Here is a 25,709-nt window from a genome sequence, read left to right on the forward strand (position 1 = left end):
GTATGCGCGGTGTCCTTGAGGGCACTGTGTGATATGTCAGCAACAGATCAGGTGCTGCATTCAAGCAGCGTGCGCCCCGGCACAGGCCGGGGGTCGCAGTCGGTCAAAACGACAGGTCAGAGCTCACAGGCTTGAGATCTCTGCTTTAGCGGAAATCCCGAACGGTCAACCGACCGTCGGCGTTTCACCAGCGAGCTTCGCCTTGATGTAAGGGATGCCATGCTTGGCCGGAAACACCCACTGCTCCCAGATCGAGAGTCGCTTGCGCTCATCCTGCCCGACGATCTCGGAGAAGCCTTCGCGGTACGTGCCGAAAATCCGGTCGAGCAGGATCAGCCCATTGCCGAAGTTGCTGAAATTGTTTTCAAACAGGGTCGAGTGATGCAGGCTGTGGTGCTCGATTGTGGTGAATAAATAGGAATACCAGCGCGGCGGCGTGGTTTTCACGTTGGCATGGGCAAAGCACGTAATCCCGGTCAGCATATTGCTGGCGCAGAACACCGCCGACAATTGCACATCGAGCAGGGCCACCACGCTGAGACTGATCAGGAACAGTTCGATCGGATTGCCGGTCGCGCCTTTCAGTGCGTTCAGCTGCGTCATGTGATGGTGCGGCGCATGCGTCAGCCAGAAGGCATAGTTGCCGTGCATCAGCCGGTGCATCCAATACTGCCCGAATTCGATGACGACGAGCACCAGCGCGACCTGCAGCACAAACGGCAGCGCCATGATCCAGGGGGTGGCGATGCCGAGCGAAGCCTTGAGCGCAGTCAGCGGGTTTTCCGCAGCGATTTGAGTGAACCACGCGATCACGAAGGTGAAAAGCAGCAAGTAAAAGAAGTCAGTCCGAAATTCGCGCCATGTGATGCGCCAGCTGGCATGCCGCTCACTGACAAATTCGAGCGCCTGCACCGCGCCGTAGGTCAGCAGCACGGCCAACGTCATCGTGCTGGCATTGACCCACGATGCCGGCGCAAGGCTCCAGAACGCAAAAATGACCGCCAGAAATGCCGGCTGCACCCAGGTCATTGCCAATTTCATCACGCGAATCACACCCCGCCACGAAGTCTCGCGTATGTTGCCAAAACATTGGCAGAACGCATACTGCATGAGCATAGGCCACAAGGGACGCGGACACAGGTCGCCGAATGACGTAGGCCCAACACTTGGCGTAGCGCGTAATCAAGCGCCTGATGCGGCAGGAGTGGGAGATCGGGCGATGGGGCGGAATTTGCAGAAGCAGCTTTTGGGAATGGCTTTGATGGCAGCCGCAGCAGCGATCGCCAGTGGCAACGCCTCTGCAGCGCCCGCACCTCTGGCCAGCGAGGACATCGTGCTGACCGTGCCCGGCTTTGCCGACTTTCTGGCGGTCGATGGCGAGAATGTCTGGATCACCAACAAGGGCCGGGTCGAGCTGTGGTCCCGGCAGGCCAAGCTTGCCGAAGTGGCGATGGCCAAGCCCTGCGGCGGGATGACGGTGGCATTCGGCTCGCTGTGGGTCGCCGATTGCCAGCATCGCCGGGTTAACCGCATCGATACCGGCATGTCCTCGTTTATTGCCGTGATCCCCACCGGCCTGACGACCGTTACCGGAGGCGAATTGAACGTGGTGTCGGGCGCGGGATCGGTTTGGGCGCCCAGCGATGACGCAGGCATGATCGCGCGGATCGACCCGGCGACCAACACCGTGATCGCCTCGGTCAAAGTCGATCCCGGCACCACCTACCTCGCCTATGGCGAAGGCGCGCTCTGGGCGGTGAGCAGCAAAGCGCAGACGGTGCAGAAGATCGATCCGGCGACCAACCGGGTCGTCGGCAAGGCCAGGCTGGGCAAGCAGCCCGCTTTCCTTGCGGCGGGCGAAGGCGGCGTGTGGGTGCAGGAACAGGGCGACGGGACTTTGGCGCGGGTCGATCCGCGCACAGTCGAAGTCACCGGCCGGACGAAGGTGGGCGCGGACTGGATGTATGGCGATATCGACACCGGCGGCGGCAAAGTATGGCTGCGCACCACCGCCGATCAGGTGATGGTGGTGGTTGATCCCAAATCGATGGCGGTGCTGGGCCGGTTCGGCAAACCGGCAGGCAGCGGCGCGCTGCGCTATGTCGGGCCGGGATTGTGGACCAGCGCGCACGATGTGCACACGCTGTCGTGGTGGGGCACTGGCGGCAAGTAGCGCCGGCTGCGTGCAGGCCTTATGCGGCGGCGATTCGTGCCTTGGCCGCAACGCGTTCGAACACGCCAAGCAGCATTTCGGGCGTTGCCGTCTCCACAATGCCGCCCGCAACGTCGGCTGCCGACCATGTCAGCGATGGCATCTGATCATCGAGCATTTCCCACTCCGGGAACATCCGCTGATCGGCGGTGCGGCTAAGCAGCACTTTGACAGCAAGGTGCCGGTCATCCTTAACGATCCGCGCAAAGACGGCGTCGATCGCGGCTTCGGGGCCTTCGATGAGTTGGAGATACATATCATGGCGGCAGATCAGCGCGCCGGTGATATCGGCCTCACGGTTCTTTTCGCGCGAGCGCACCAGAATGCCTGCGAGCATCGCGCTGTCAAAGCCGAAAGGCTCTGAAGAATAGATCAGCTGCTTCAACGGACGAGCCCCCCACGATTGCTGCTGCGGATAGTGGACCTGCCGGGGCGGCGGCGCAAGGGCGCGGCGGCGGCTTACTCGTTCGGCCGCGCGGGAACCGGGTGCAGGATGAACTCGGCATGGCGGTCGACCACTGGCGCAGAGGCCGCGCGATTGGCCGCCGCCTGCAATTCATAAATCGCCGAGACCGGCAAGGCGAGACCATGCTCTGCGGCATGCGCCGGCGCCTCGTGGGCGTAATCCTGCTTGGGCGTCGTCGTCATCTCGATATGCGCGCCCAGCGCCGCGCGGATCGGATGGGTTCTGGCAAACGCGGCGAGGCGGCCCGCGCTTGCCTGAAACACCGCGAACTTATCGAGCGGCACATAGAGCCGGCCCGGATAGAGCATGTCGCCCGAAAACAGCAGCCGCGTGCGCGCGTCGTAGACCATGATGTGCGATGGCTCGTGGCCCGGGGTGGGGAGAATGGCGAGCACGCGGCCGCCCAGATCGATCCGCCCCTGCGTCACCGGCCACTTCGCGACATGAAAGTAGGCGGCGACTTCGGCAGGCTTGAGGCCGATCACGTCGGTATCGGCGCGGCCTGCGAATTCATCGTCGCCCGCATGGTGGTCGCCGTGGCTGTGCGAATGCGCGACGGTGAGCTTCAGCGGGCGGTCGCCATGCGCGGCGCGCCACGCGGCGATCAGCTGGTCGACCTGCGGGCGGATTTTAAGACCACCCGCGCCAGTATCGAGCAACAACGCGCGCTCCCGCCCAAACAGCAGATAAAGAAACGGGGCCTCGAAGTTGGTCTTGACCGACTGGCGGATCACGTAAGTATCGGCATCGATGGCCTGCACCTGCGTTTGCGGCTCCACTGCCAGCGTGCCATCGATCCAGTGTTCGAATCGCGGACCCGGCGCGGGCGGCGCGGCAGCGATCAGCGCAAACGCGCCAGTTACGGCGAGGCTCAGGGTAAGGGGCGAATTACGCATTGCTGCAATGCGGAAGCGGGTGGCAAGGATCATCACGGGCCCTTAAGTTTTATTACTAAATTGCATAAACGTAATAACGAACAGGGTAGACAACCGCGTCAATCCGCCGCACTCTAGGCACCGAAACGAAACCCAAGGGGAATGCATGGCACGCTGGCTGTCTCAAGGTCGTCTGGCAATGGGCCGAATGGCGAAGGCGCGCTTGATCGTCGCAGCAGCGGTCATGCTAGCCACTGCGGCTTGCGGTGGCGGCGCTTCGGAGCCTGCGAAACGGACAGAATTCAGCATCGGCTGGTCGATCTATGCCGGTTGGATGCCCTGGCCCTATGCACAGCAGGCCGGCATCGTGAAGAAATGGGCCGACAAATACGGCATCAAGATCAACGTGGTGCAGGTCAACGATTATGTCGAATCGGTCAACCAGTACACTGCGGGCAAGCTCGACGGCGTGACCGTCACCAACATGGACGCGCTGACGATCCCGGCGGCGGGCGGCAAAGATACCAGCGCGATCATCCTGGGCGATTATTCGAACGGCAACGACGGCGTGGTGCTAAAGAATGCGGCATCGCTCGCGGATATCAAGGGCCGCACGGTCTACCTGGCCGAGCTATCCGTCTCGCACTATCTGCTGGCGCGCGCACTTTCGACCGTGGGGCTCAAGCTTGCAGACGTAAAGACGATGAACACCTCGGATGCAGACATCGTCGCGGCGTTTTCCAGCCCGACCGCCAATGCGGCGGTGACGTGGAACCCGCAGCTGACCGAGCTCAGCAAAATGCCGGGTGCCAACCTGGCGTTTGCTTCAAGCGAAGTGCCCGCCGAGATCCTCGATCTTCTGGTGGTCGACAGCGCCACACTCAAAGCCAATCCCAATCTGGGCAAGGCGCTCGCCGGGATCTGGTATGAAACCATCGCGCTGATGCAGCAGCAGGACGCGAGCGGCGCAGCGGCGCGTGCAGCGATGGCCAAACTGGCCGGATCGAGCCCCGAAGCATTCGACGCGCAGCTCAAAACCACGCACCTTTATGGCAGCCCAAAGGAAGCGATTGCCGCGATGGGCGCGCCCGACCTCATCAGCACGATGACCAAAGTGCGCGATTTCAGCTTTTCCAAGGGGCTGTTCGGTCCGGGCGCGCGCAGCGCCGATGCGGTGGGCATGGCTTTTCCGGGCGGCAAGACGTTGGGCGATGCGGCCAATGTGAAGCTGCACTTCGATCCGACCTTCATGGAGCAGGCTGCGGCGGGCGGAAATTGATCCAGTTTATGAACGTGGCTCCCCCATGCGCTGGGTAAATGTGCGGCCCTCGCGGCGCACCGGGTGGTTGCTCGGCGCGGGGCCGCTGGTGGTCCTCCTGCTGGCGTATCTGATCGCCTCGGCCAGCCGCCACGCCGCCAATTCCGCTGACAAAGTTCTGCCCACGCCCGCCGCGATGTTTGCGGCGATGCGCACCATGATGGCCGACGCCGATCCGCTCACCGGCCAGCTGATCTTTTGGGCGGATACGCTTGCCAGCCTCGAACGGCTTGGCATTGCGCTCGCCATTTGTACGCTTTCGGCGCTCTTGGTCGGCATGGTGCTGGGTGTGCTGCCCGCCGCGCGCGGGACCTTTGGCCCCCTTGTAACTACGATCGCCGTGATTCCGCCGATCGCGCTGCTGCCGATCCTGTTCATCGTGTTCGGCCTTGGCGAGACCGCCAAAGTGGCGCTGATCGTGATCGGCATCACCCCGTTCCTGATCCGCGATCTGGCCGATCATATCACTGCTTTGCCGCGCGAGCAGATGATCAAGGCGCAGACTTTGGGCGCGAGCAGCTGGCAACTGGCGCTGCGCGTCGCCTTGCCGCAGGCGCTGCCCCGGCTCATCGCTGGCGTCCGACTGTCCTTGGGGCCGGCTTGGGTTTATCTGATTTCGGCCGAAGCCATCGCGTCTGACATCGGCCTTGGCTACCGCATCTTCCTCGTCCGCCGCTATCTCTCGATGGACATCATCATTCCCTATGTGATCTGGATTTCGCTGCTCGCCATCGTGATGGATGTGGCGCTGGCGCAGCTCAGCCGCCGCGCCTTCGGCTGGGCGCACGAGGCTGGACGATGAGCGTCCCCGCTTTGATCGCGTTCGACAACGTGTGGCTCGAATATGGCGACAGGGTCGTGCTTGAGCGTGTCAGCCTCGCCATCGCCGAACGCAGCTTCGTCGGGATTGTCGGCCCCTCCGGCGCGGGCAAGAGCAGCTTCCTGCGTCTGGTTTTGGGGCAGGAAGCGCCGAGCCGGGGCAAAATCCTGCTCGATGGCGCGCCCCTGCCGCCCGAATGCGGGCCGGATCGCGGGGTAGTGTTTCAACGCTACTCGGTCTTCCCGCACCTTACCGCGCTGCGCAATGTGATGTTCAACCGTGAATGCGTGGCCGCGCCGTTCACCGCGCGCTTGTTTGGCGCAGCGCGGCGCGCCGCAGAGGCCGAGGCGCTGGCCATGCTCGAAGAGGTCGGCCTTGCCGATGCGCGGCACACGTATCCCGCGCAGCTTTCGGGCGGGATGCAGCAACGGCTGGCGATCGCGCAGGCATTGATGGCGCGGCCGCGTGTGCTTCTGCTCGACGAGCCGTTCGGCGCGCTCGATCCCGGCATCCGGCAGGATATGCACCGGCTGATCACCCGGCTCTGGCACGAACGCGCGCTCACCGTGCTCATGGTGACGCACGATATCCAGGAAGCGTTCAAGCTGGGCACGCGGGTGATCTCGTTCGACAAGCGCCGCCATGATCCCCACGCACCGCACCGCTATGGCGCGACGGCGGTGTACGACCTCGCGCTTGATCGCAAGGCCGCGCCCGATGCGATCCCCGCATAACGCTGAGCGTATCGTTCAGTATTACGATTGACAGAATCGGTAATAATTAAGAGAGTGCCAATGTGACCAAAGACCTCCCCCCAGCCGCGCTCGCCCGCCTGAGCATGAGCCTGCCGGCGGAGCTTTCGCGTCAGCTTGACGCCATGGTGGAAGAGCGCGATCTCTCGTCGCGCTCGCAGCTCATCGCCGAACTCATTCGCAACGAGTTGGCCGAACATGGCGCGGCGGAGCGCCCCGAGGATATGCTCGCGGGCACGATTACCTTGGTCTACCGCGCCGATATGGGCCGCGTGCGCCACCAGCTGGCGCAAACGCAGACCGAGTATTTGAAAGAGGTGATTTCCTCGCAGCACGTCTTTCTCGAAGACGACCAGTCGCTCGAAGTGCTGCTGGTGCAAGGCCCAGCGCGGCGGCTGCGCGCGTTGTGCGATGCGCTGCGCAAAGTGCGCGGGGTGCAACAGCTGCGGCTGTTCACCACCACCGCGTTGCTCCCCCCGCTTTACGATCAGGATGCTGCCCAAGGTTCACATGGCCAGCCACATGAGGAGGCCGCATGAGCGCCCTTGCCAATCCCAATGCCGCCCGCGACCATGCCCGCGCCATGGCGGGCACCGTCGCCGAGGCTATGCCGATCCTGCCGCCTCGCGCGGATGATCTGCCCGCCGGCGTCAGCCCGGCCGATCTTGTCTGGGAAGAAACCATTGCCTCTGGCGGCTATGCCTCTCGCTCGCTGGCGCGCGGCACCCGGCTGCGGCTGATCGATTTGCAGGGCGATGCCTGCGCGTCGCTGCTGCTCTACAACGCGGCGATGCCGACCGAGCGGCTGAACATCGCCGACACGGTGAAAGTGCAATGGAACGCCTATCCCGGCGCAGGCAGCCTGCTGCTCTCGGATATGGGCCGCGTCCTCGCCAGCTTTGAACATGACGATGCGGGCACGCACGATGCCTTTTGCGGCGCATCGAACGAAGCCTCAAACCGCCGCCGTTATGGCGAGGGGCGCAATTCGGGCAACTTCCCCAATGCGCGCGACCGGCTGTTGCTGGGCTCGGCCAAGCATGGGCTGGGGCGGCGCGACGTGCATCCCTGCATCAATCTGTTCAAGGGTGTGCGCATCGCCGCCGATGGCACAACCGAGCCGCAGTTCGGCCCCTTCGCGCCGGGCCGCACAGTCGTGCTGCGCGCCGAGATGGAGGTGATCGTGGTGATCGCCAATTGCCCGCATGTGCTCGATGCGCGGCCATGGAGCGTCACCCCGCTGCGCGCCACCGCCTGGCGCGGGCCTATTGCTGGCGAAGAAGACGCCATCCGGAACGCCACCCCCGAAGGCCAGCGCGCTTTCCTCAACACCGAGGATCTGTACCGCCGATGACACACGATCCCCACATCCCGCCCCACGCCAATAACGTTCTGCACGACGAGGTGGTCTCCGCCCGCGCGCCGTGGATGCACCGGATCAAGGCGGGCGAAACACTGCGCATTGTTGATCTCGAAGGCAATCAGGCCGTCGATTTCCTGCTCTATGCGGCGGCCGATGATGCCGAGCGCTATAGCGCGCAGGATACCATCGCCGCGCAATCGAACATCTTCCTGCGCACCGGCAGCGTGCTGCTCTCCAACGAGGGCAATCCGATGATGACCATCGTCGATACCTCTGTCGAGTATCACGACACCATCGGCGGTGCCTGCAGCTGCGAGTCCAACAGCCTGCGCTATGGCCACCACACCAAGGCGCAGCACGCCTGCGTCGACAATTTCCTCGAGGCGAATTTGCGTGAAGGGCGCGGCAAGCGCGATATCGTCTCGAACATCAACTTCTTCATGAATGTGCCGGTCGAGCCCGATGGCGCGCTGGGCATCGTCGATGGTATTTCCGCGCCGGGGCTGACGGTGGACTTGCGCGCCGAGATGGATGTGATCGTGGTGGTGTCGAACTGCCCGCAGATCAACAACCCGTGCAACGGTTTTAACCCCACTTCCGTGCGCATGATCGTGACTGCATGAACTTCAACACGGTCCTGATTGCCAATCGCGGGGCTATCGCCTGCCGCATCATCCGCACCTTGAAGCGTATGGGCATCCGTTCGGTAGCGGTGTTTTCCGACGCCGACGAGGCCTCGCGCCATGTGGCAGAAGCCGATGTTGCGGTGCGGATCGGTCCCGGTGCGGCCGCCGAAAGCTATCTCGATGTCGGCCGCATCCTCGCCGCTGCGCGCGAAACCGGCGCTGAGGCGATCCATCCGGGCTATGGCTTTCTCTCCGAAAACGCCGCCTTTGCCGAGGCTTGCGAAAGCGCGGGCATCGCCTTCATCGGGCCGACGCCCGAAAACATCCGCGCCTTTGGCCTGAAGCACAGCGCACGCGCATTGGCGCAGGCCAACGGGATTGCGTTGGCCCCCGGCACTGGTCTGCTCGCCGATGCCGAAACGGCGGTGAGCGAGGCCGCGCGGATCGGATATCCGGTGATGCTGAAGGCGACTGCGGGCGGCGGCGGTATCGGCATGCGGGTTTGCACCGATGCCGATGCGGTGCGCGAAGGGTTCGAGGCCGTCGCGCGGCTGGGCGCGAGCAATTTCAGCGATGCCGGGCTGTTTTTGGAGCGGTTCGTGCCGCGCGCGCGCCATGTCGAGGTGCAGATTTTCGGCGACGGCGCCGGCCGGGTGATCGCACTGGGCGAGCGCGATTGCTCGCTGCAGCGGCGCAACCAGAAGGTGCTCGAAGAAGCCCCTGCGCCGAATTTGCCAAGCCGCGTACGTGCCGAATTGATCGCCGCGGCGGTGCGGCTGGGCGAGGCTGCGCACTATCGTTCGGCGGGCACGGTCGAGTTTCTCTATGACCCGGCGCGCGAAGACTGGTTTTTCCTCGAGGTCAACACAAGGCTTCAAGTCGAGCACGGCGTTACCGAGGAAGTGACCGGCATCGATTTGGTCGAATGGATGGTGCGCGGCGCGGCGGGTGATACAGCGTTTCTCGATACGCCCGTGTCGCCGCCCAAAGGGTGGTCGATTCAGGCGCGGCTCTATGCCGAAGACCCCGCGCTCGATTTCCGCCCGGCCTCGGGCAAACTGACCGACGCCAGCTTTCCCGCCGATGCGCGAACAGAAACCTGGGTCGAGCGCGGCAGCGTGGTCTCCCCGTTCTACGACCCGATGCTGGGCAAGCTGATCGTCCGCGGGAGCACGCGCGCCGAGGCGGTGGCCCTGATGCAGGCGGCGCTGGATAAGACGCGGCTGGCGGGGATCGAGACCAATCTGCGTTGGCTGCGCGATGTGGTGCGCAGCGATGATTTCGTCTCGGGCGATGTCTCGACTCGTTCGCTTGAAAGCGTGGTGCATGCCGCGCGCAGCCTCACCGTGCGCAGCGGCGGCACTGCGACCACGGTGCAGGACTATCCGGGCCGCACCGGGCTCTGGGATGTCGGCGTGCCGCCGTCGGGGCCGATGGATGCGCGCGCGTTCCGGCTGGGCAACCGTCTGCTCGGCAATGCGCAAAGCGCGGCTGGGCTGGAAGTCACTGCCACTGGCCCGGTCATCCAGTTCAACACCCCAGCCGCCATCTGCCTCACCGGCGCGGACTTCGGCGCGACGCTGGATGGCATCGCCATTGCGCGCGGCCAACCGATCGCGGTGCGCGCAGGCCAGGTGCTCGCCCTCGGCCGGGTCAGCGGCGGCGGGATGCGCGGCTATATCCTGTTTGCCGGCGGGCTTGAGGTGCCCAGCTACCTTGGCAGCGGCAGCACGTTCGATCTCGGCGAATTCGGCGGGCACGGCGGCCGCCGCCTGCTCGCGGGCGATACGCTGCATCTCGCCGGGCAGACCAGCGCCGCGCCGCCAGAACCCGGCACAGCATCGCAAGCGCCGCTCGGCCCGGAATGGACAGTGCGCGTGCTCTATGGCCCCCACGGCGCACCCGATTTCTTCACGGCGGAGGACATCGCCGCGATCCTCGGCGCCGAATGGCGCGTACATTACAACAGCAACCGCACCGGCGTGCGCCTCATTGGCCCCAAGCCCTGCTGGGCGCGGCAGGATGGCGGCGAGGCGGGGCTGCACCCCTCGAACATCCACGACAATCCCTACGCCATCGGCGCGGTCGATTTCACTGGCGACATGCCGATCATTCTGGGACCGGACGGACCATCGCTCGGCGGGTTCGTTTGCCCGTTCGTGGTGATCGCGGCAGACTTGTGGAAGCTGGGCCAGTTCGCACCCGGCGACGCGGTTCGGTTCAGCCGGGTCAGCCTCGCCGAAGCCGAAGCGGCGGCGGCGGCCGAAGAAGCGCTGATCGCCGATGGCATCGCCCTGCCCGCACCGAGCAGCACCGCGCCCGATGACAGCGCCATCCTGCATCATTTGCCGCCGCAGGGTGCCCGCCCGCTCGTGACCTACCGCCAGCAGGGCGACCGCAACCTGCTGGTTGAATACGGCCCGATCACGCTCGATCTCGAGTTGCGGCTGCGGGTGCACGCCGCGACCGCCGCGCTGTCCGATCTGGCGCTTCCCGGCATCATCGACGTCGTCCCCGGCATCCGTTCGTTTCAGGTCCATTTCGATGGGGCGGCGCTCACGCAGGCGGCGCTGCTCGCGAATCTGATCGCGATCGAACAAACGCTGGGCGATCTGGAAGACTTCGTCATCCCCTCGCGCATCGTCCACCTGCCGCTGAGCTGGGACGATCCGGCGATCCATCAGACGATCGAGCGCTACATGGTCGTGGTGCGCGATGATGCGCCGTGGTGCCCGGACAACATCGAGTTCATCCGCCGGGTTAACGGCCTCGCCAGCGCCGAAGACGTGCGGCGCACCGTGTTCGATGCCAGCTACCTCGTCTATGGCCTCGGCGATGTCTATCTCGGCGCGCCCGTCGCGACGCCGATTGATCCGCGCCACCGGCTGGTGACCACCAAGTACAACCCCGCGCGCACCTGGACCCCGCCGAATGTCGTCGGCATCGGCGGTGCCTATATGTGCATTTATGGGATGGAGGGGCCTGGCGGCTATCAGCTGTTCGGCCGCACGATTCAGGTGTGGAACACCTATCGCAAGACCGCCGCCTTCGCCGATGGCCAGCCGTGGCTCCTGCGCTTTTTCGACCAGATCCGCTTTTTTCCGGTCAGCCATGACGAATTGACCGAATGGCGGCGCGACTTCCCGCTCGGCCGCCGCGCCATCCAGATCGAAGAGACTGCGTTCCGGCTGGCCGATTACCGCGCCTTCCTGAGCGACAACGCCGCCTCGATCACTGAGTTCGAAACCCGCCGCAACGCCGCCTTCGCCGCCGAGCGCGCCGAATGGGAGGAGCGCGGCGAGTTTGACCGCGTCGCCAGCCTGACCGAGGCAAGCGGCGGCGGCGCGGATGCGGATGCCATTGTCGTGCCTGATGGGGCGCAGCTGGTCGAAGCGCCCTTTGGCGGCAGCGTGTGGAAACTGATGAAGGGGCTGGGCGATACCGTCGCCGCCGGGGAGACGATTGCGGTGATCGAAGCGATGAAGACCGAGTTTCCGGTTGAGAGCCCCGCTGCGGGCACGGTCGCGGCGATCTATGTGGCTGAGCGCCAGTCGATCAACCCCGGCGCGCCGATGCTCGCGCTGGCGCGCGCATGACCGCGCTGGCCCGCCTTTCCGCCGCCGAAATCGCCAGCGCGGTTCAAACCGGCGCGCATAGCGCCGTGCACGTGATCGAGCGGGTGCTCGAACGGGTTGCGTTCTACGACACCGTGCAGTCCGCTGTGTGGATTTCGCGCTTCGATCCCGCCGCCCTGCGTGCCGCTGCAGCCGCAGTCGATGCGCGGATTGCGGCGGGCGAGGTGCTGCCGCTGGCCGGCGTGCCCTTCGCGGTGAAGGACAACATCGACGTCGCCGGGCTCGATACCACCGCCGCCTGCCCCGTCTTCGCCTATCGCCCTGCCCGATCCGCCACCGTCGTCGAGCGACTGGTCGCAGCAGGCGCGATTCCCATCGGCAAAGCCAATCTCGATCAATTCGCCACCGGGCTCAACGGCACCCGCAGCCCCTATGGCATCCCCCGCAATGCCTACAACCGCGCCTATATCAGCGGCGGCTCAAGCTCTGGCTCCGCCATCGCGGTCGCCGCCGGGCTGGTCGTCTTCGGCCTCGGCACCGACACGGCGGGCTCGGGCCGCATTCCCGCCGCGTTCAACCACCTCATCGGCTTCAAGCCGACACGCGGGCGCTGGAGCAGCCGGGGCCTCGTGCCAGCCTGCCGCACGCTGGATTGCATCACCGTGTTCACCGGCGACACCGCGGATGCGGCGTTGATCGATACCGCGATTGCGGGCTTCGATGCAGCCGACCCGCTCTCTCGCGCGCTCCCCGACGCCCCCCGCCCCGCGCGCCGCATCGGCATCCCGCTGGCGCATCAGCGGCCGTGGTTCGGCGATCTCGAATCGGGCCATCTCTATGATCGCGCGCTGGCCGCGCTGGACGCTGAACTTGTCGAAATCGACATGACCCCGCTCAATGAGGCGGCGCGGCTGCTTTACGATGGCCCATGGGTCGCCGAGCGGACGGCCGCGATCAAAGATCTGCTCCAGTCCGATGCCGAGGCCATCCACCCGGTCGTGCGCGGGATCGTCGAGCGCGGTTTCGCCTATGGCGCGGTCGAGACTTTCGAGGCGATGTACCGCCTCGCCGATCTTGCGCGCGCGGCAGAAGCGATGTGGGCGGATATCGACATGCTGGCGCTGCCCACCGCGCCCACCTGCTACCGCGTGGCCGAAATGCTCGCCGCGCCGGTCGCGCTTAACGCCAATCTGGGGGCTTACACCAATTTCGTGAACCTGCTCGACATGGCCGCGATTGCCGTGCCCACTGGCGTGCGCGCCAATGGCACCGGCTTTGGCGTTACGCTGATCGGCCCGGCCGCCACCGACCGCGCGCTGATCGCCGCGGCGGCCAAGCTTTACCCCGCGCCGGCCACCCCGCCGCCGCTCGATCTGGAGGGACGCATGGATACCGTGAAACTGGCCGTCGTCGGTGCGCATTTGAAAGACATGCCGCTGCACTGGCAGCTCACCTCGCGCGACGCGCGCTTTGTCGGCGAGGCCAAGACCGGGTCCGCTTACCGCCTCTATGCCATCGCCAACAGCGTGCCGCCCAAGCCCGCTCTCGTCCACACCGGCGATGGCGCGGCGATCGCGCTCGAAATCTACGAGCTCGATATCGCCGCCTTCGGCAGCTTTGTCGCCGAAGTGCCGCCGCCGCTCGCCATCGGCACGGTCGAGCTTGAGGACGGCAGTCTGGTCAAAGGTTTCGTCGCCGAACCGCGCGCGATCACCGGCGCGGAAGACATTACCGCGCTCGGCGGCTGGCGCGCCTTCGTGGCGCGTTAAACCAGTAAGGCCCGCCGCGCCGCCGCATCAAGCGCGGATTCAACGTGTTCTGCTGGGAAGGGCAGCCCGGGCAAAGCCGCGATTTCGGCGAGTGTCCGTGTTCCATCTGCCGCCAACAGCAAAGCCTTCAGTTCGCTCTGTTGGATGTTCATGATCTTGTGATCGAGCGTCGCGACTTGCGTTTCACCCCGGCCAAACATCGCGCGGACGAGTGGGCTCAGCTTGGGACGATCTCCCGCGCTCAGCGCGCATATGGCCGGGCCATGATGAAACCGGATGTACCCGCGTCCGAACATATCGAGCAAAGTGCGCCGCCGACCCGCGTCGAGTACCTTTTCGGCGAAGGGAAAGCGCTCGGGCCAATGCGCGGAGACGCTATCGATCATCCGAACCATCTCTTCGTCTTTCAGACTGAACGTTGTGCGTCCGCTGCGATAGCTGCCATCTTCTTCTTTCTTGAGCGAGCAAGACATCCACAGCCCGTCCAACGTCTGCGGATCAAAGACGCGCAAGGGTTTGTGAGCGCTGCGCACGAACACGCTGTGGCGAAAGAACCGCACCGTGGCATAGTCGGACGCTTGCGCCGCGCGCACCACCAGCTTGTCCAGATCGCCTTCTGGCGCCACCCCGTCGGGCAGGAATCCATCGAGATTGAGGCGGGCCCCGGAATCGTCGGTAAGAAAGGTCAAGCCATGCTCACGCGCTTGCGCCACCACGTCAGTCAGCCGCTGCGGCGCGAAAGTGCCGCCGAGCTCGTCGTGAAACAACACGCTGTCTGGCCGTTCGAGCATCGATGCTGCTTGCTTGCGCAGCGCGGTCACCACCACATCATCGCTGTCTTGCGGCTTTGAGAACAACTCGAGGCATTGGTGCGTGATTGCAATCTTTTCGTTGATCGCCTCGGTGCCTTCAAGCGCATGGAGCAGCATGTCGCGCATCATCATGCGGACATAGCCGCCCGGCATCGCGTTATAGCTCACAAAGGCAACCCCATCGGGGGCCAGCGCATGCCCGATCAGTGCCATGATCCCGGCGCGCACCGGCTCCGGCACCCAGGCATAGACCCCGTGCGCGATGATGTAGTCAAAGCTGCCCGCCGGATAGCGCTCGCACGCGTCGAGAATATCGCAGACTTGGAGCTCGACATTCGTAAGGCCCGCGGCTGCAATCAGCGCTTGCCCCCGCGCTACAGCGGTCTCGGCCAGATCGAAGCCCTGGCACGCCATACCGGGATTGGCTGCCGCCATCGCGATCAGGTTCAGCCCGTCGCCACCTGCGATTTCGAGCACGCGCGCGGCGCCAATCTCAGGCGCAGCCAGCCCATGGATCTGCGCAAGCGCGCGCAAGCGATCCGGGTGCGTCTGCTCAAACACCATGCTGGGATAAACGACAGTGTCGTAGGCGGTTGTCATGCTGGTGTTCCCCTCAATGCCCGTCGCTCGACCAGTGCGGCTTGTCCTTCAGCAGCTTGATCACGCCGTACCCTTTGCCAACCGCATGCAGATCGGTGTTCGAAGCGCCGTTCAAGGGCGTGCCGATTTCGACCACCGTGCCATCTGCGCCGGCGATCTTGAGCGTGCCGGTCCAGCTGATGTTCATGTCGATCGCCAGCCCCTTGTAATGCATTGATGGATGCGCGGGTGGGTAAACGATGCGAAACAGGCTGACCATTTCCTGAGCCGCCTTTTGCGAGGCCTCTTCGTCAGCATGGACCCAATCGATATCGCAACCGGGAATGGCTGGCACATCCTTCGCCTTGACCTTCCCCTTCGACAATTTGTACGCCCAGTGCATCAGGGCCCCACGCACCGGGTTGCGCCGCGTGGCCGAGATATGCACGGTGGCATTAGCCTTAGCGAGTGCCGCGAGGAAGCTCTCGACCTTGGTGCGGAAACCGGGTTCAAGATCGGCAATCGCGCTGTTGTCGGGATACCTTGCCTGGTTGGCATGCCACCACGCTGCGCCGCTTAGGTTGGCCGGGGCTGTTGGATCGCTCATGCCGCCGCATCCTCTTTCATGCTGTTATTCGATGCTGTCTTCATAGTCTGCAAGTTTGGCGAGCACTTCGGGCCGTTTCGCGTAACGCGCGCGCAGCGCTTTCAAACGCCGGTCGGTCCCGCGGCAATAGCGCTTCATTTGCGCCGCGAGAAGGCGGGCGCGGTCCTCGTCATAAGGCGCCTCGCTGCGGAAATGGTCGCATAGGTCGCGCTCGGCGATAAAAGCGGCCACCCTGCTGGTCCGTGCAAAGCTTGCGCCGGGCAGGACCAGCAGGGCGAGGGACAGCCCGCTTGCAGTGGCAAAACGCAGCGCCCAATGTGCGCGCATTGTCACGCCGAGACGTAAACGATCGCGACGATTGTTCCATGATCGCCGTATCGCGCGGTATATTCGCCGTTGTTGGGCTGCTCGTTAACGCGGCCGTCCCACGGATCAAGAAACGATACCTGGCGCGATGTACAGCGGCCGACAACCACGAAATGACCACCCATCCCGTCCCAGCTGACCAAGACGATGGCGGGTTTGGTGAGCGAGATCTTATGATCTGCAATGCGCGGCGGGTTGCCGCTCAGGACGGTACTCTCGGCTCGCAGTCCTTCATTGCGCAGCGCTGTCGCAACTTGAGCGGTGAAAAGGCCAAAATTCGTGAAGGTATGCCCCATCGAGCTCTGATTTGGATTTTCCGGGCTAAACGCAGCCGGATTGAGCGTCATCGGTCCCGAGCTGGGCCGCTGCACCGCGCCCAATGCGCTGGCCACAGCGCCGCTGTAAACGCGCTGCGCGAGGTCCCATTCTTCTTCGGCAAAGCTGGTCTGCCGTGCGATCCCGCGCGCCATCCAGATGCTGGCAACCCCGCAGGAGCTGGCCTGGTCCTGCTTCCAAATTTGATACGTCCGTCCGTGAGAATCTCGTTCGATATTGATCATGACTTTCTCCCTCCATCCGGTTCAATCAAGTTCCTTGCTTTCGGCACTTACTTCGCAATCAGAAAAACCTCTGATGCACGCTTCATCGCTTGGCCACGCTGCCGTCGAAGCCAACCGACTTCGCGCCGCCCGAGAGCAGCGCGACATCAAATCGATCATCACCGGGCCGGTAGGTCACAATCGGGTCGGCGGGCTCGATATCGTGCAGGCAGCTCTCCACCTGCTCCGCAAACAGCTCGCGCCCAAGCGGCCAGTCGATCAGGCGGACCCAGCGCTCTTGCCCCGCCTGACAGCGGCTCATGGCGGCGGGCCGCGATGCGTAGCTGTCGAGCACCACGAGGCGGCCCGGCCGCCGGACCAGAACCTCGATCTTGTGCGACGCGGCGGCATCGACCAGATCGGCAGCAAGCGCTACCGCGACGCGGCGGGTCACGCCTGCTTCTGCCAGCGTGATCGCTGGGCCAACCTGCGGCTCGGGCGGATTTTGCCCCCCCACTTTCGAACAGGCGGCAAGCGCCAGCAACCCCAGGGCGCTCCTGACCGGATAGCCCCGCGCCCGCATCAGTTCAGGATCGCATCGGCATAGCAAACGCCGAAGTAGTTCCATTCGTCGGTGTTCTTGTGGCCGCGCGCATACGTGCCCTTGTCGCGCGCGCGCAATTGCGCTTCGGTTTGGCCGGCATTGTCGGCGTCGGTCATGTCCCAGCCGATGTTCCCGGTGCGCGCATCGCACAAGATGGCCGGATTGCGCACCCATTTGCCGCCAACATAGCGATGATAAGACCCGCCGTTCCAGCGGCATACCGTTTCATAGCGCAGCTGCGCGGCGGTGTAGGTCCGTCCCGACTGCGCGAGATAGGTTCGGGCCGCAGTCTGCTTGGCCGCAAACAGCACCAACCCCGCGTCGATATTGCGTTTCCAGCTCCAGCATTGCTGAAACGATGGCGCGGGCGTGGTGAGCTGGCACAGGCCATAGCCATTATCGAACGACTTCACTGGCTGGCCGCTCGTGTTGAAGTGCTTGCCTTTGGATTCGTGCCGGATGATCGCGGTGAAGCCATCGCTGTTGGGCTTTGTGGCGAGATAGGCCTCAATCGCGGACATGGCCGGATTGGTGCCGATCACGCGCACCGCCAATTGCGCCGTTTTCCCCCCGGCCGCCGCCGTAACGGTCAGCGTCCCGCCAAGATCGGCCAGCTGCGCCTTCAACGTGACACTGCCGGTTGCGGTATTGACCGTGCCCGTCTTCGAGAAGGTGTCCCAGACGATTTTCCACGTCCACACATGGGGCCCTGTAGCATCGGTCTTGAAGGTGATCGCAGGCGGCGCGGTGTCGCCTGCGATCTTGAACTGGGCATTGGCAAGCGGCGTCGTGATCTTCATGGCAGCCTTCCCCCCTGCTTTGCTCACCTACCCGAAGGCATAGCCGAACCCGTCACCCTCCACGGTCACTGCGATCGACTTGACCTCTTCGCCCGACATTTGCCGGTTGAGCAGCGCGATCGAAACCTCGGGCAGCATCGTGTTGGTCAGGATTGCATCGATCAGGCGGCCGCCGCTGGCCACTTCGTTGCAGCGCGAGACGATCAGATCGATCACCGCGTCGGCATAGCTGAACATGATGCCGTGGCTTTCATGAACACGGCGGACGATCCGGTCGAGCTGGATGCGCACAATGCCCTTCAGCATATCGGGCGAAAGCGGATAGTACGGCAACACCAGCAAGCGCCCGAGCAGCGCGGGCGGAAACACCTTGAGCAGTTCTGGCCGCAGCGTGGTTGCCAGGCTGTCGGCGTCGGGCTTCATCTCCTCGTCTTCGCTGAGCGTGGTGATGAGGTCGGTGCCGACGTTCGAGGTCAGCAGGATCAGCGTGTTTTTGAAATCGATATACCGTCCCTCGGCATCGTTCATGAAACCCTTGTCGAAGACTTGGAAGAACATCTCGTGGACATCGGGATGCGCTTTTTCCACCTCGTCGAGCAGCACGACCGAATAGGGCCGCCGCCGCACCGCCTCGGTCAGCACGCCGCCCTGGCCATAACCGACATAGCCCGCCGGAGCGCCTTTGAGCGTCGAGACGGTGTGGGCCTCCTGAAACTCGCTCATGTTGATCACGATGCAGCTTTCGTCGCCCGAAAACAGCAAGTCCGCCAGCACCATCGCGGTCTCGGTCTTGCCGACACCCGAAGGCCCGCACAGCATGAACACGCCGACCGGCTTGTTCGGGTTGTCGAGCTTGGCGCGGCTGGTCTGGATGCGCTTGGCAATCGCGTCCATGGCGTGATCCTGTCCGATCACCCGCGCTTTGAGCTGGTCGGCAATCGTGAGCACGCTCTCGATCTCGTTCTTGACCATGCGGCCCATCGGAATCCCGGTCCAATCGCCGACAACAGCGGCCACCGCATCCTGATCGACCACTCCGAACACCATCGGATTGTCGCCCTGCGCCTCGCGCATCGCGGCAATGGCGCTATCGAGCGCGGCCTTCAAAGCTTCCTCGCCTTCGGCCACGCCATCTTCGCCAGCCGCCGCACGCGCTTCGGAAAGCGCGGATCGCGCGGCAACGACGGCTTCGTGCGCGGCCTTTTCAGCATCCCACTTGACCGACACTTCCTCGACAGCCGTCTTGGCCTCGGCGATCGCTTCGTCCAGCTTGGGCAGCCTTTCGCCGCTGGCATATTGCTCGCTCGTCTCGCGCTGGGCGATCTCGCGTTCCACTTCGAGCAGTTCGAGCTTGCGCTTGCGGTCTTCGACTTGCGCCGGGGTGGCGTGCTGCGACACCGCAACGCGCGCGCAGGCGGTATCAAGCAGGCTTACCGCCTTGTCGGGCAATTGCCGCGCCGGCACATAGCGCTGCGACAACTTCACCGCCGCCTCGACTGCCTCATCGAGCACCACGATCTTGTGATGCGCTTCCATCATCGGCGCGACCGAGCGGATCATGGCGATCGCCTTGGCCGTCTCGGGTTCGCCCACGTCGACCGTCTGGAAGCGCCGGGTCAGCGCTGGATCTTTCTCGAAATACTGGCGATATTCAGCATACGTGGTCGCCGCGACAGTGCGCAGGCGGCCGCGCGCGAGCGCTGGCTTGAGCAGATTGGCGGCGTCGCCGGTGCCCGCCTGGCCGCCCGCACCGATCAGCGTATGCGCCTCGTCGATAAACAGGATGATCGGGCTGGTGCTCGCCTCGACCTCGTCGATCACCTGGCGCAGCCGCTTTTCGAACTCGCCCTTGACGCTCGCTCCCGCCTGCATCAGCCCGATATCGAGCGAGCGCAGCGTCACGCCCTGAAGCGCAGGCGGCACGTCGCCGTCGACGATCCGCTTGGCAAAGCCTTCGACCACCGCCGTCTTGCCAACACCAGCCTCGCCGACCAGAATGGGATTGTTCTGCCGGCGGCGCAGCAGGATGTCGATCACCTGGCGGATCTCGGCGTCGCGGCCCACGATCTTGTCGATCTTGCCGCTGCGCGCCTGTTCGGTCAGGTCGACCGAATATTTGGCCAAGGCCTCGCCATCGGCCACTGGGCCGCCATCGCCCGCGCCGCCGCCGGCGACCGGGCCGGCCTCGGCCTGCGTTTCCTCGGTCGAGGCGGCGCAGATGCGTTCGAATTCATCGCCCAGCTTGTCGGCCTGAACCTTGCGCCATTCGCTGCTGATATTGCCCAGCGCATTTTTCAGCGTCGCCGTTTTCAGCATCCCGAACAGCAAGTGCCCGGTGCGCACGCGCGAGGCGGAAAACTGCAGCGAGGCGTAAAGCCAGCCCTTCTCGATCGCTTCCTCGATCTGCGGCGAAAAGTCTGAGATCGAGGTCGCCCCGCGCGGCAGCGCATCGAGCGACGCGACGATATCGCGCGCCAGCTTGGTATCGTCGATCCCGAATTCGCGGCGGATCGCGGCGAGGTCGTTTTGCGAATCCTGCACCATCACGTGGACCCAATGGACCAGTTCGACATAGGGATTGCCGCGTACTTTGCAGAAGCCCGTCGCGGTTTCGATGGCTTTGAGCGCAGTCTTGTTCAAACGCCCAAACAATGCGGAACGGCTAATCTCGGTCATAATGGTATCCCCCGTCTTGGTGATTTCATGCGGCGCAGATGCGCATCGCCGCGAACCACCTGCCCCGGCAGGTTTTTCGCCGCACGCGGCTTTACCCAGCTGCTCCAGCCCAATTGCGCGCGCCCATCGAGCCGGCACGGCGGCGCATCATGCTCGTCGATCTCGAGAGTGATATCCCATTCGAGATGAGTCGGCTTGAACGCGTCGAGGGCGGCGGCGGCAAGCGCAAAGCGCGGACCGGTGGGCAGCAGCGAGACATATTCGCGGTGGCTGGCCGCGCCGATCACCACGCGAAACGCATCGGACGCGCTGCGCACTCTGCCGCCGAGCATGGCGTCGCGGCCAAGCTGCGCAAACGAGCGCCCCAACCGGGTGCGATCCTCCGGCTCGAGATCGCGCCAGCGGCCCTGAAACTCGAGCAGACGCACCTTCTGGCCTAGCAGATGGCTCATCGCATCCTCGATGGCCGTGGCACTGCGCGATCCTGCAAAAACGCTGGCGTAGTGCGCGCGCAGGCTGCTCGGGAAAGCTGAGGCTGCCTGCGCCCCTTCCTGCGCGCCCGAAAGCGCGGCGACCCAGCCGGCGAAACTGTCGTCACCGGGGCGGTCGGCCAGCGCCGCCGGCTGCGAATCTGCCCAGGCCCGGTAAAACAATTGCAGCATCCGCCCCGCCATCAGATCGAGCCAATCGCCAAACGGCGTGGCTTTGGCATAGCGCTGCTCGTAAAAGACAAATTCGGTGAGATGCGTGGGCAGCGCCCCCATCGGCCCGGTCAGCCCGAGCCAGGTCCCTTCGACCCGCGCCCGCGCTCCCGAGATCTTGATGGCGGTCAGCGCGCCGCCGGCAAAGCCGAGGTGTGATTGCTGGGCAAGATCGACCAGATTGAACTCGGGCAGCTTGGCCTTGCCAATGCGCGGCAGACCGGGCGCACGCGCTTCTGCCGCGCGCAGCACTGGGAACACGCCGTAACGGCGGGGCGCTTCGGCCACTTTCGTCAGCATCGTCAGATGCTGTGCTTGCGTCCAATCCGCGTCGGCCATTTGGCCAGCACCCCCTCGGCTGCGGTGGAAAAAATGCACTCGGTAAAGCTGTTGACCGTGGCGAACTCGGCCAGAAAGCGTTCCAGTACGGCGGAAAACAGAAAGAGGCGCCCATTGGCAAACGATGCATCATCCAGCCGAATGCGGATGCGCGAGCCACGCGCGACCGCCATCCGGTCGCGCCCCGGCACCCGGCGCACGATGGCCTCGGACTGGACGCCAAGGATGCCGTCGATCTGCTTGCGCATTGCGGCATCGTCCTGCCGCCCGTAAAGCGCCAGATGATCGCGCAGCAGCGATGGATCGTCATTATCCTCGGGGGCCAGCGTCGCGTAGTTCGGCGTGATATGCGCGATCACCCGCCATGCCGCATCGGTCAGCCCCAGCGGCGGACGCGGACGGCTGGGCGCGCGCAGGATGCTGACCGTGCGCACCGGCCCGCCCGGCTTCACGAAGTGGTCGCTTCCGCGAAAGGTCAGCAACTCGGGCAGTTCGCGGTTGGTGACATAGGCCTTGATCGCCAGTTGCTTCACCTCGTCGAGCCGCTCGGGGTTATTCGGCGCAGACAGGCTGAGCCAGGTTTCGGTGCCGACATAATCGGTCCGCCGCCGCAGCCGCTGCTCCTTGGTCGATAGCCGCCGGGGTGCCAGCCGCGTGACATAAAACAATGCATCGCGCGCATCATAAAGCAGCGAGCCAAGCGCATAGAGCGGCGCGACCGGGCGCGGCGCAATATCGTCGGCCATCACGGCCTTGACCTCGGTGATCCGGAACACTTCGAAATCGAGCGGCCGCGTCCGGTCGGGGACAACGTGAAATTCGTGCGTGTGCGGGGTGATCTGCACCTGCCCCAGCTGCTTTTCGAACACGTTGATCGCGGGCACGGCATGCAGCTTGAAGTTGTTCGCGCTGATCGCCCCGGCGAGCACCGGGGTGCTGCGCGAAAACAGCACGATCACATCGCACGCTTCGGTGCAGCGGGCGAACGCCCGGCGCAGATCCCTCAGCCGCGCAAACAAGAAGCGCTCGGGACACGCGAAAAACTCCGACAGCAGGCGATACCCGCGAAACGAGCGCAACTCGGCCGGGAGCAGCGCCTCGTCATCCTCAAAGCCGACCTGCTCGGGCAGCGGGAGCGTGGTCCAGGATTCCGCGCCGCCGCCTGAGGCGGGATCACGCGCGATCACCGCCACCGCTTCGCCGATCAGCTGGCGATAAAGTTCGCCCGGCACCGCTTCCGATCCATCGAGGTAAATGGGCAGGCCGTCGATCGTCAGCTTGTCGATCGGCGCACCGGCAATCGTTTCAAATCGCAGCCGCAGTCCCGCCTCGGCGCGCACATTGGCCACCGCCGCATAGGGCGCAATCGCCGCGCGGCTCGAAAAGTATTCGGCCTCGGTCACTTTCAGCGGCCACAACGTCGTCGCATGGCCGGTGGTAAACTGCACCGGCGCGTTGTTGTGCTCGCTGGCAAGCGCGGTCAGCGCGGTGCCGCGCGGCACCGTATAGCCATCCGTCAGCGCGGGATCGCCTTCCTTCGGTTCGAACCCGGCGACGCAGATCGAGGGCGTCGGCGCCAGATAATGCGGCTGCACTGCGTTCAGCAGATGCTGGGTGAACTCGGGGTACTGGTCCTGCAGCTTGAGCTGCACCCGCGCCCCCAGAAACGCCACGCCTTCGAGCAGCCGCTCGACATAGGGATCGGGGTCGGTCGGCGTCTTGAGGCCAAGGCGAGAGGCGACGGTCTCGTGCTCCTCGCCGAATTCGCGTGCGCCTGCGCGCAGATAGGCAAGCTCGTCGTTATAAGCGCGCAGCAGGCGGGGATCCACGGCCGGGTGCCTAGTCGCGCACAGTGGCCGCGCCGGTGTCAGCTTCGACATCGGTGCGGAACTTGACAGGCATCGCGCTGACCGCCGAAGTGACATCGCCGTGGATCAGATAAGTCACGCTGTTGAGCCGTTCGGGCGCTTCGGAGGGCTCGACCACCAGCGTCTGCGGATCGATCCGGGGCTCGAACGCCTTGATCGCGGCGCGAATCTCGCGCGAGCGCTGCAAGGTCAGTCGGCGGGTGAGCGCTTTGCCGGTCATGTCGGGCACGCCGTAATTCAGCACCGAAGTCTGCACTTCGGGAAAGGGCTCAAGGTCCACCACTGCCGCCAGATTGATCGTGTTGAGCAGCCACGCCAGTTCCCGGCGAACTGTCGCGCGCAACGCGGCCTCGTTGAAGCGCTCCAGCCGGGGAATCGAATAATACCGCATCGCCTCGCGGCTGGCCTCGACCTTGTCGACTTCTTCGCCGCGCATCCCGCCAAGGTCGTTGTCGGCGACCAGCTTGTCAAACAGCGTGGGATTGAGCCGCGATCGCGTGGGCCTGGGTGGCGGCGCCATCAGCCGAATTTGAGGCTGCGCAGCGAGAGGATGCCATGATCCTCTCCATCGGACAGTGTCCACAGCCGCTGGCCCGAGCCGACTTCGCCGCTTCCCCGCGCATGCCAGCTCGTGGCGCGGGCAAGCTGTTCGGCAGGATCGCCCGAAGCCTCGATGCCGGGATAGCGCGCGGGCAGGAACGCGGCGATCGATTGGCCTGAACGCATCATGATCTCCACGGGGAGCCACACCAGATCGCGCAAATCGACCACACCTTCGCAGGTGATATAGTCGATTGAATCGAACGGCAGGAGGCCATAGCGCCCCGCGACGATCGCTTCGCAGGCCGGGCCGAAGCGCGCGTCCGCATCGGCGATCCAGTCAAACGGGGTGTCGTTGAATGTGCCGGGCGTATCGGGCGCGGCGGCGAAGGCTTCGTCGCGCGCGGCGTCGCCTTCCGCATCGCGGCCATTGGCATAGTGCTCGATCGCCTGCGCCAGCGTTCCTGCCCAGCCATCGCCATTGGCCAACACTTCGATGCGGGCGGCCCCGCGAAAGACATCGGCGCGCACGCGCTCGGCCTCGGTCGCCTGGCCATAAGCCACCGCCAGCATCTGCGCTTCGGGCGAGAGCTGCGCCATCGCGGTCAGCTGCGATTTGGCTTTGTCCCATTCGCCGGCAATCGCCAGAAGTTGAAACAGAAACATCCGCGCTTGCGCATCGGACGGCTGCGAACGGACGACTTTGACCAGAGCGGCACGCGCGCCCGCAAGATCGCCTTCGCGCAAAAGAGCATCGGCATCAGCCATAGCGGGATGTCCATATGGAAACGGGCGAGAGATCACTCAAACGAGCAGAGAGCACGCAGGGCGCAGAGATAGAGGGTTCGTCGTTGGCGACAAAGCCTTTGATACCGACCAAAAGCCAGGGCGGTTCAATCGATCGCCATGCCCCACGCTTTTCCAAAGATTTGAGGGCCGCGCGCACACCGATCATCTGCGTGCAGCCCTCGCTTCATGATTCAAACCTTATACCTTTTTACCGATTTTGATATCGTAACCAAAGGTAGCAGAAGCACCCAGGTTGCCTTTTTCGTCCTGAGGCTTGTAATCCCATTCGATCTTAGCAAAGTTCAAGCTGACCTGATCCATGACATTTGAATCGCCACCGCCGGCACTCGCTTGAAACGAGCTGACGATCAAATCAGTCAGCGTAACCGTGTAGTATTCTTTCTGCTCCCCGCCAGCCTTGCGCACATGCAACACGGCCTTGGCGATGTGTTCACCAGTTGCGCACTTCAGAGCGAGCGTTGGAGACGACAGGTCAACATACTTTGCAAAATGCAGATCCTGAAAGGAGCCCTTGCCCGAGCCGCCGCCGGTGCCCCTATCATGCGAGCCGGCGTTCGAAAGACCCCAACTGAACGACTGGATCTCGACGTGCCCTGCGAACTTTTCGTCCTTGGATTCGCCTTTAACTGAATCGAGCTCCAAGATAAAGTCAGAAAGAGCCATCACATATCTCCTTAAAATTGGTTAAAGTC

Annotated in this window: 24 protein-coding genes; 9 read left to right on the top strand and 15 right to left on the bottom strand. The window is 64.2% G+C overall.

Features of this window, described 5'->3' with window-relative positions; all coding sequences use genetic code 11:
• Positions 1 to 165: 165 nt before the first annotated feature.
• Positions 166 to 1,029 carry a sterol desaturase family protein gene (locus tag Q0O40_RS05235; protein WP_295527122.1) on the bottom strand — a complete coding sequence of 288 codons (864 nt, stop codon included), beginning with the start codon at positions 1,027 to 1,029 and terminating at the stop codon, positions 166 to 168.
• Positions 1,030 to 1,261: 232 nt separating this feature from the next.
• Between Q0O40_RS05235 and Q0O40_RS05240 the strand changes: the two genes are divergently transcribed.
• Complete coding sequence (locus Q0O40_RS05240) at positions 1,262 to 2,173, top strand: YncE family protein (protein ID WP_295527125.1); 912 nt, start codon at positions 1,262 to 1,264, stop codon at positions 2,171 to 2,173.
• A 19-nt stretch (positions 2,174 to 2,192) separates the two neighbouring features.
• Here the strand turns inward: Q0O40_RS05240 and Q0O40_RS05245 are convergent, their stop codons facing one another.
• Both Q0O40_RS05245 and Q0O40_RS05250 read right to left on the bottom strand, forming a co-directional pair.
• Positions 2,193 to 2,597, bottom strand: a complete 405-nt coding sequence (locus Q0O40_RS05245) for a BLUF domain-containing protein (protein WP_295527128.1) — start codon at positions 2,595 to 2,597, stop codon at positions 2,193 to 2,195.
• A 74-nt stretch (positions 2,598 to 2,671) separates the two neighbouring features.
• On the bottom strand, positions 2,672 to 3,574 hold the full coding sequence (locus tag Q0O40_RS05250; RefSeq protein WP_295527131.1) for an MBL fold metallo-hydrolase: 903 nt from the start codon (positions 3,572 to 3,574) through the stop codon (positions 2,672 to 2,674).
• Between the two features lie 223 nt (positions 3,575 to 3,797).
• Between Q0O40_RS05250 and Q0O40_RS05255 the strand changes: the two genes are divergently transcribed.
• The 8 genes from Q0O40_RS05255 (at position 3,798) to atzF (ending at position 13,776) form a co-directional block, all read left to right on the top strand.
• Positions 3,798 to 4,832, top strand: coding sequence for a putative urea ABC transporter substrate-binding protein (locus Q0O40_RS05255; RefSeq protein WP_295527189.1), 1,035 nt, complete (start codon positions 3,798 to 3,800; stop codon positions 4,830 to 4,832).
• Positions 4,833 to 4,857: 25 nt separating this feature from the next.
• A complete protein-coding gene (locus tag Q0O40_RS05260; protein WP_295527134.1) occupies positions 4,858 to 5,673 on the top strand; it encodes an ABC transporter permease in 816 nt (271 codons plus the stop codon).
• On the top strand, positions 5,670 to 6,425 hold the full coding sequence (locus Q0O40_RS05265; protein ID WP_295527136.1) for an ATP-binding cassette domain-containing protein: 756 nt from the start codon (positions 5,670 to 5,672) through the stop codon (positions 6,423 to 6,425). The genes Q0O40_RS05260 and Q0O40_RS05265 overlap by 4 nt, the downstream gene beginning before the upstream one ends.
• A gap of 104 nt (positions 6,426 to 6,529) precedes the next feature.
• Positions 6,530 to 6,982, top strand: a complete 453-nt coding sequence (locus Q0O40_RS05270; protein WP_295527190.1) for a CopG family ribbon-helix-helix protein — start codon at positions 6,530 to 6,532, stop codon at positions 6,980 to 6,982.
• Positions 6,979 to 7,797 carry an urea amidolyase associated protein UAAP1 gene (locus Q0O40_RS05275; RefSeq protein WP_295527138.1) on the top strand — a complete coding sequence of 273 codons (819 nt, stop codon included), beginning with the start codon at positions 6,979 to 6,981 and terminating at the stop codon, positions 7,795 to 7,797. The genes Q0O40_RS05270 and Q0O40_RS05275 overlap by 4 nt, the downstream gene beginning before the upstream one ends.
• A complete protein-coding gene (locus Q0O40_RS05280; protein ID WP_295527140.1) occupies positions 7,794 to 8,429 on the top strand; it encodes an urea amidolyase associated protein UAAP2 in 636 nt (211 codons plus the stop codon). Before Q0O40_RS05275 ends, Q0O40_RS05280 begins: the two co-directional genes overlap by 4 nt.
• On the top strand, positions 8,426 to 12,028 hold the full coding sequence (gene uca, locus Q0O40_RS05285; protein ID WP_295527142.1) for an urea carboxylase: 3,603 nt from the start codon (positions 8,426 to 8,428) through the stop codon (positions 12,026 to 12,028). Before Q0O40_RS05280 ends, uca begins: the two co-directional genes overlap by 4 nt.
• Positions 12,025 to 13,776, top strand: a complete 1,752-nt coding sequence (atzF, locus tag Q0O40_RS05290) for an allophanate hydrolase (RefSeq protein ID WP_295527143.1) — start codon at positions 12,025 to 12,027, stop codon at positions 13,774 to 13,776. The genes uca and atzF overlap by 4 nt, the downstream gene beginning before the upstream one ends.
• Here atzF and Q0O40_RS05295 read toward each other — a convergent pair.
• From Q0O40_RS05295 to Q0O40_RS05350, 12 genes are all read right to left on the bottom strand, one after another.
• Positions 13,773 to 15,188 (bottom strand): class I SAM-dependent methyltransferase, encoded by a 1,416-nt coding sequence (locus Q0O40_RS05295; protein ID WP_295527145.1) that lies wholly within the window; start codon positions 15,186 to 15,188, stop codon positions 13,773 to 13,775. The two genes, atzF and Q0O40_RS05295, sit on opposite strands and share 4 nt — an antisense overlap.
• 13 nt (positions 15,189 to 15,201) lie before the next feature.
• Positions 15,202 to 15,774 carry a hypothetical protein gene (locus Q0O40_RS05300; protein ID WP_295527146.1) on the bottom strand — a complete coding sequence of 191 codons (573 nt, stop codon included), beginning with the start codon at positions 15,772 to 15,774 and terminating at the stop codon, positions 15,202 to 15,204.
• A 24-nt stretch (positions 15,775 to 15,798) separates the two neighbouring features.
• Entirely contained in the window at positions 15,799 to 16,107 is a 309-nt protein-coding gene (locus tag Q0O40_RS05305; RefSeq protein ID WP_295527148.1) for a hypothetical protein, read from the bottom strand.
• Complete coding sequence (locus tag Q0O40_RS05310; RefSeq protein WP_295527150.1) at positions 16,104 to 16,700, bottom strand: hypothetical protein; 597 nt, start codon at positions 16,698 to 16,700, stop codon at positions 16,104 to 16,106. Before Q0O40_RS05310 ends, Q0O40_RS05305 begins: the two co-directional genes overlap by 4 nt.
• Before the next feature lie 82 nt (positions 16,701 to 16,782).
• The gene (locus tag Q0O40_RS05315) at positions 16,783 to 17,196 is read right to left on the bottom strand and encodes a hypothetical protein (protein WP_295527152.1); all 414 of its coding nucleotides are present in this window, start codon (positions 17,194 to 17,196) and stop codon (positions 16,783 to 16,785) included.
• A gap of 65 nt (positions 17,197 to 17,261) precedes the next feature.
• Positions 17,262 to 18,083 (bottom strand): hypothetical protein, encoded by an 822-nt coding sequence (locus Q0O40_RS05320; protein ID WP_295527154.1) that lies wholly within the window; start codon positions 18,081 to 18,083, stop codon positions 17,262 to 17,264.
• A 27-nt stretch (positions 18,084 to 18,110) separates the two neighbouring features.
• Positions 18,111 to 20,759 carry a type VI secretion system ATPase TssH gene (gene tssH, locus Q0O40_RS05325; protein ID WP_295527157.1) on the bottom strand — a complete coding sequence of 883 codons (2,649 nt, stop codon included), beginning with the start codon at positions 20,757 to 20,759 and terminating at the stop codon, positions 18,111 to 18,113.
• Complete coding sequence (tssG, locus tag Q0O40_RS05330; RefSeq protein WP_295527160.1) at positions 20,756 to 21,799, bottom strand: type VI secretion system baseplate subunit TssG; 1,044 nt, start codon at positions 21,797 to 21,799, stop codon at positions 20,756 to 20,758. Before tssG ends, tssH begins: the two co-directional genes overlap by 4 nt.
• Entirely contained in the window at positions 21,763 to 23,628 is a 1,866-nt protein-coding gene (gene tssF / locus Q0O40_RS05335) for a type VI secretion system baseplate subunit TssF (protein WP_295527163.1), read from the bottom strand. Before tssF ends, tssG begins: the two co-directional genes overlap by 37 nt.
• Positions 23,629 to 23,638: 10 nt before the next feature.
• Positions 23,639 to 24,187 (bottom strand): type VI secretion system baseplate subunit TssE, encoded by a 549-nt coding sequence (gene tssE / locus Q0O40_RS05340; RefSeq protein ID WP_295527165.1) that lies wholly within the window; start codon positions 24,185 to 24,187, stop codon positions 23,639 to 23,641.
• Positions 24,187 to 24,975, bottom strand: coding sequence for a type VI secretion system accessory protein TagJ (locus tag Q0O40_RS05345; protein ID WP_295527166.1), 789 nt, complete (start codon positions 24,973 to 24,975; stop codon positions 24,187 to 24,189). The genes tssE and Q0O40_RS05345 overlap by 1 nt, the downstream gene beginning before the upstream one ends.
• Before the next feature lie 219 nt (positions 24,976 to 25,194).
• A complete protein-coding gene (locus tag Q0O40_RS05350) occupies positions 25,195 to 25,680 on the bottom strand; it encodes a type VI secretion system tube protein Hcp (protein ID WP_295527169.1) in 486 nt (161 codons plus the stop codon).
• Positions 25,681 to 25,709: the final 29 nt, after the last annotated feature.

Source organism: Novosphingobium sp. Chol11 (assembly GCF_945870625.1).
GTDB lineage: Bacteria > Pseudomonadota > Alphaproteobacteria > Sphingomonadales > Sphingomonadaceae > Novosphingobium.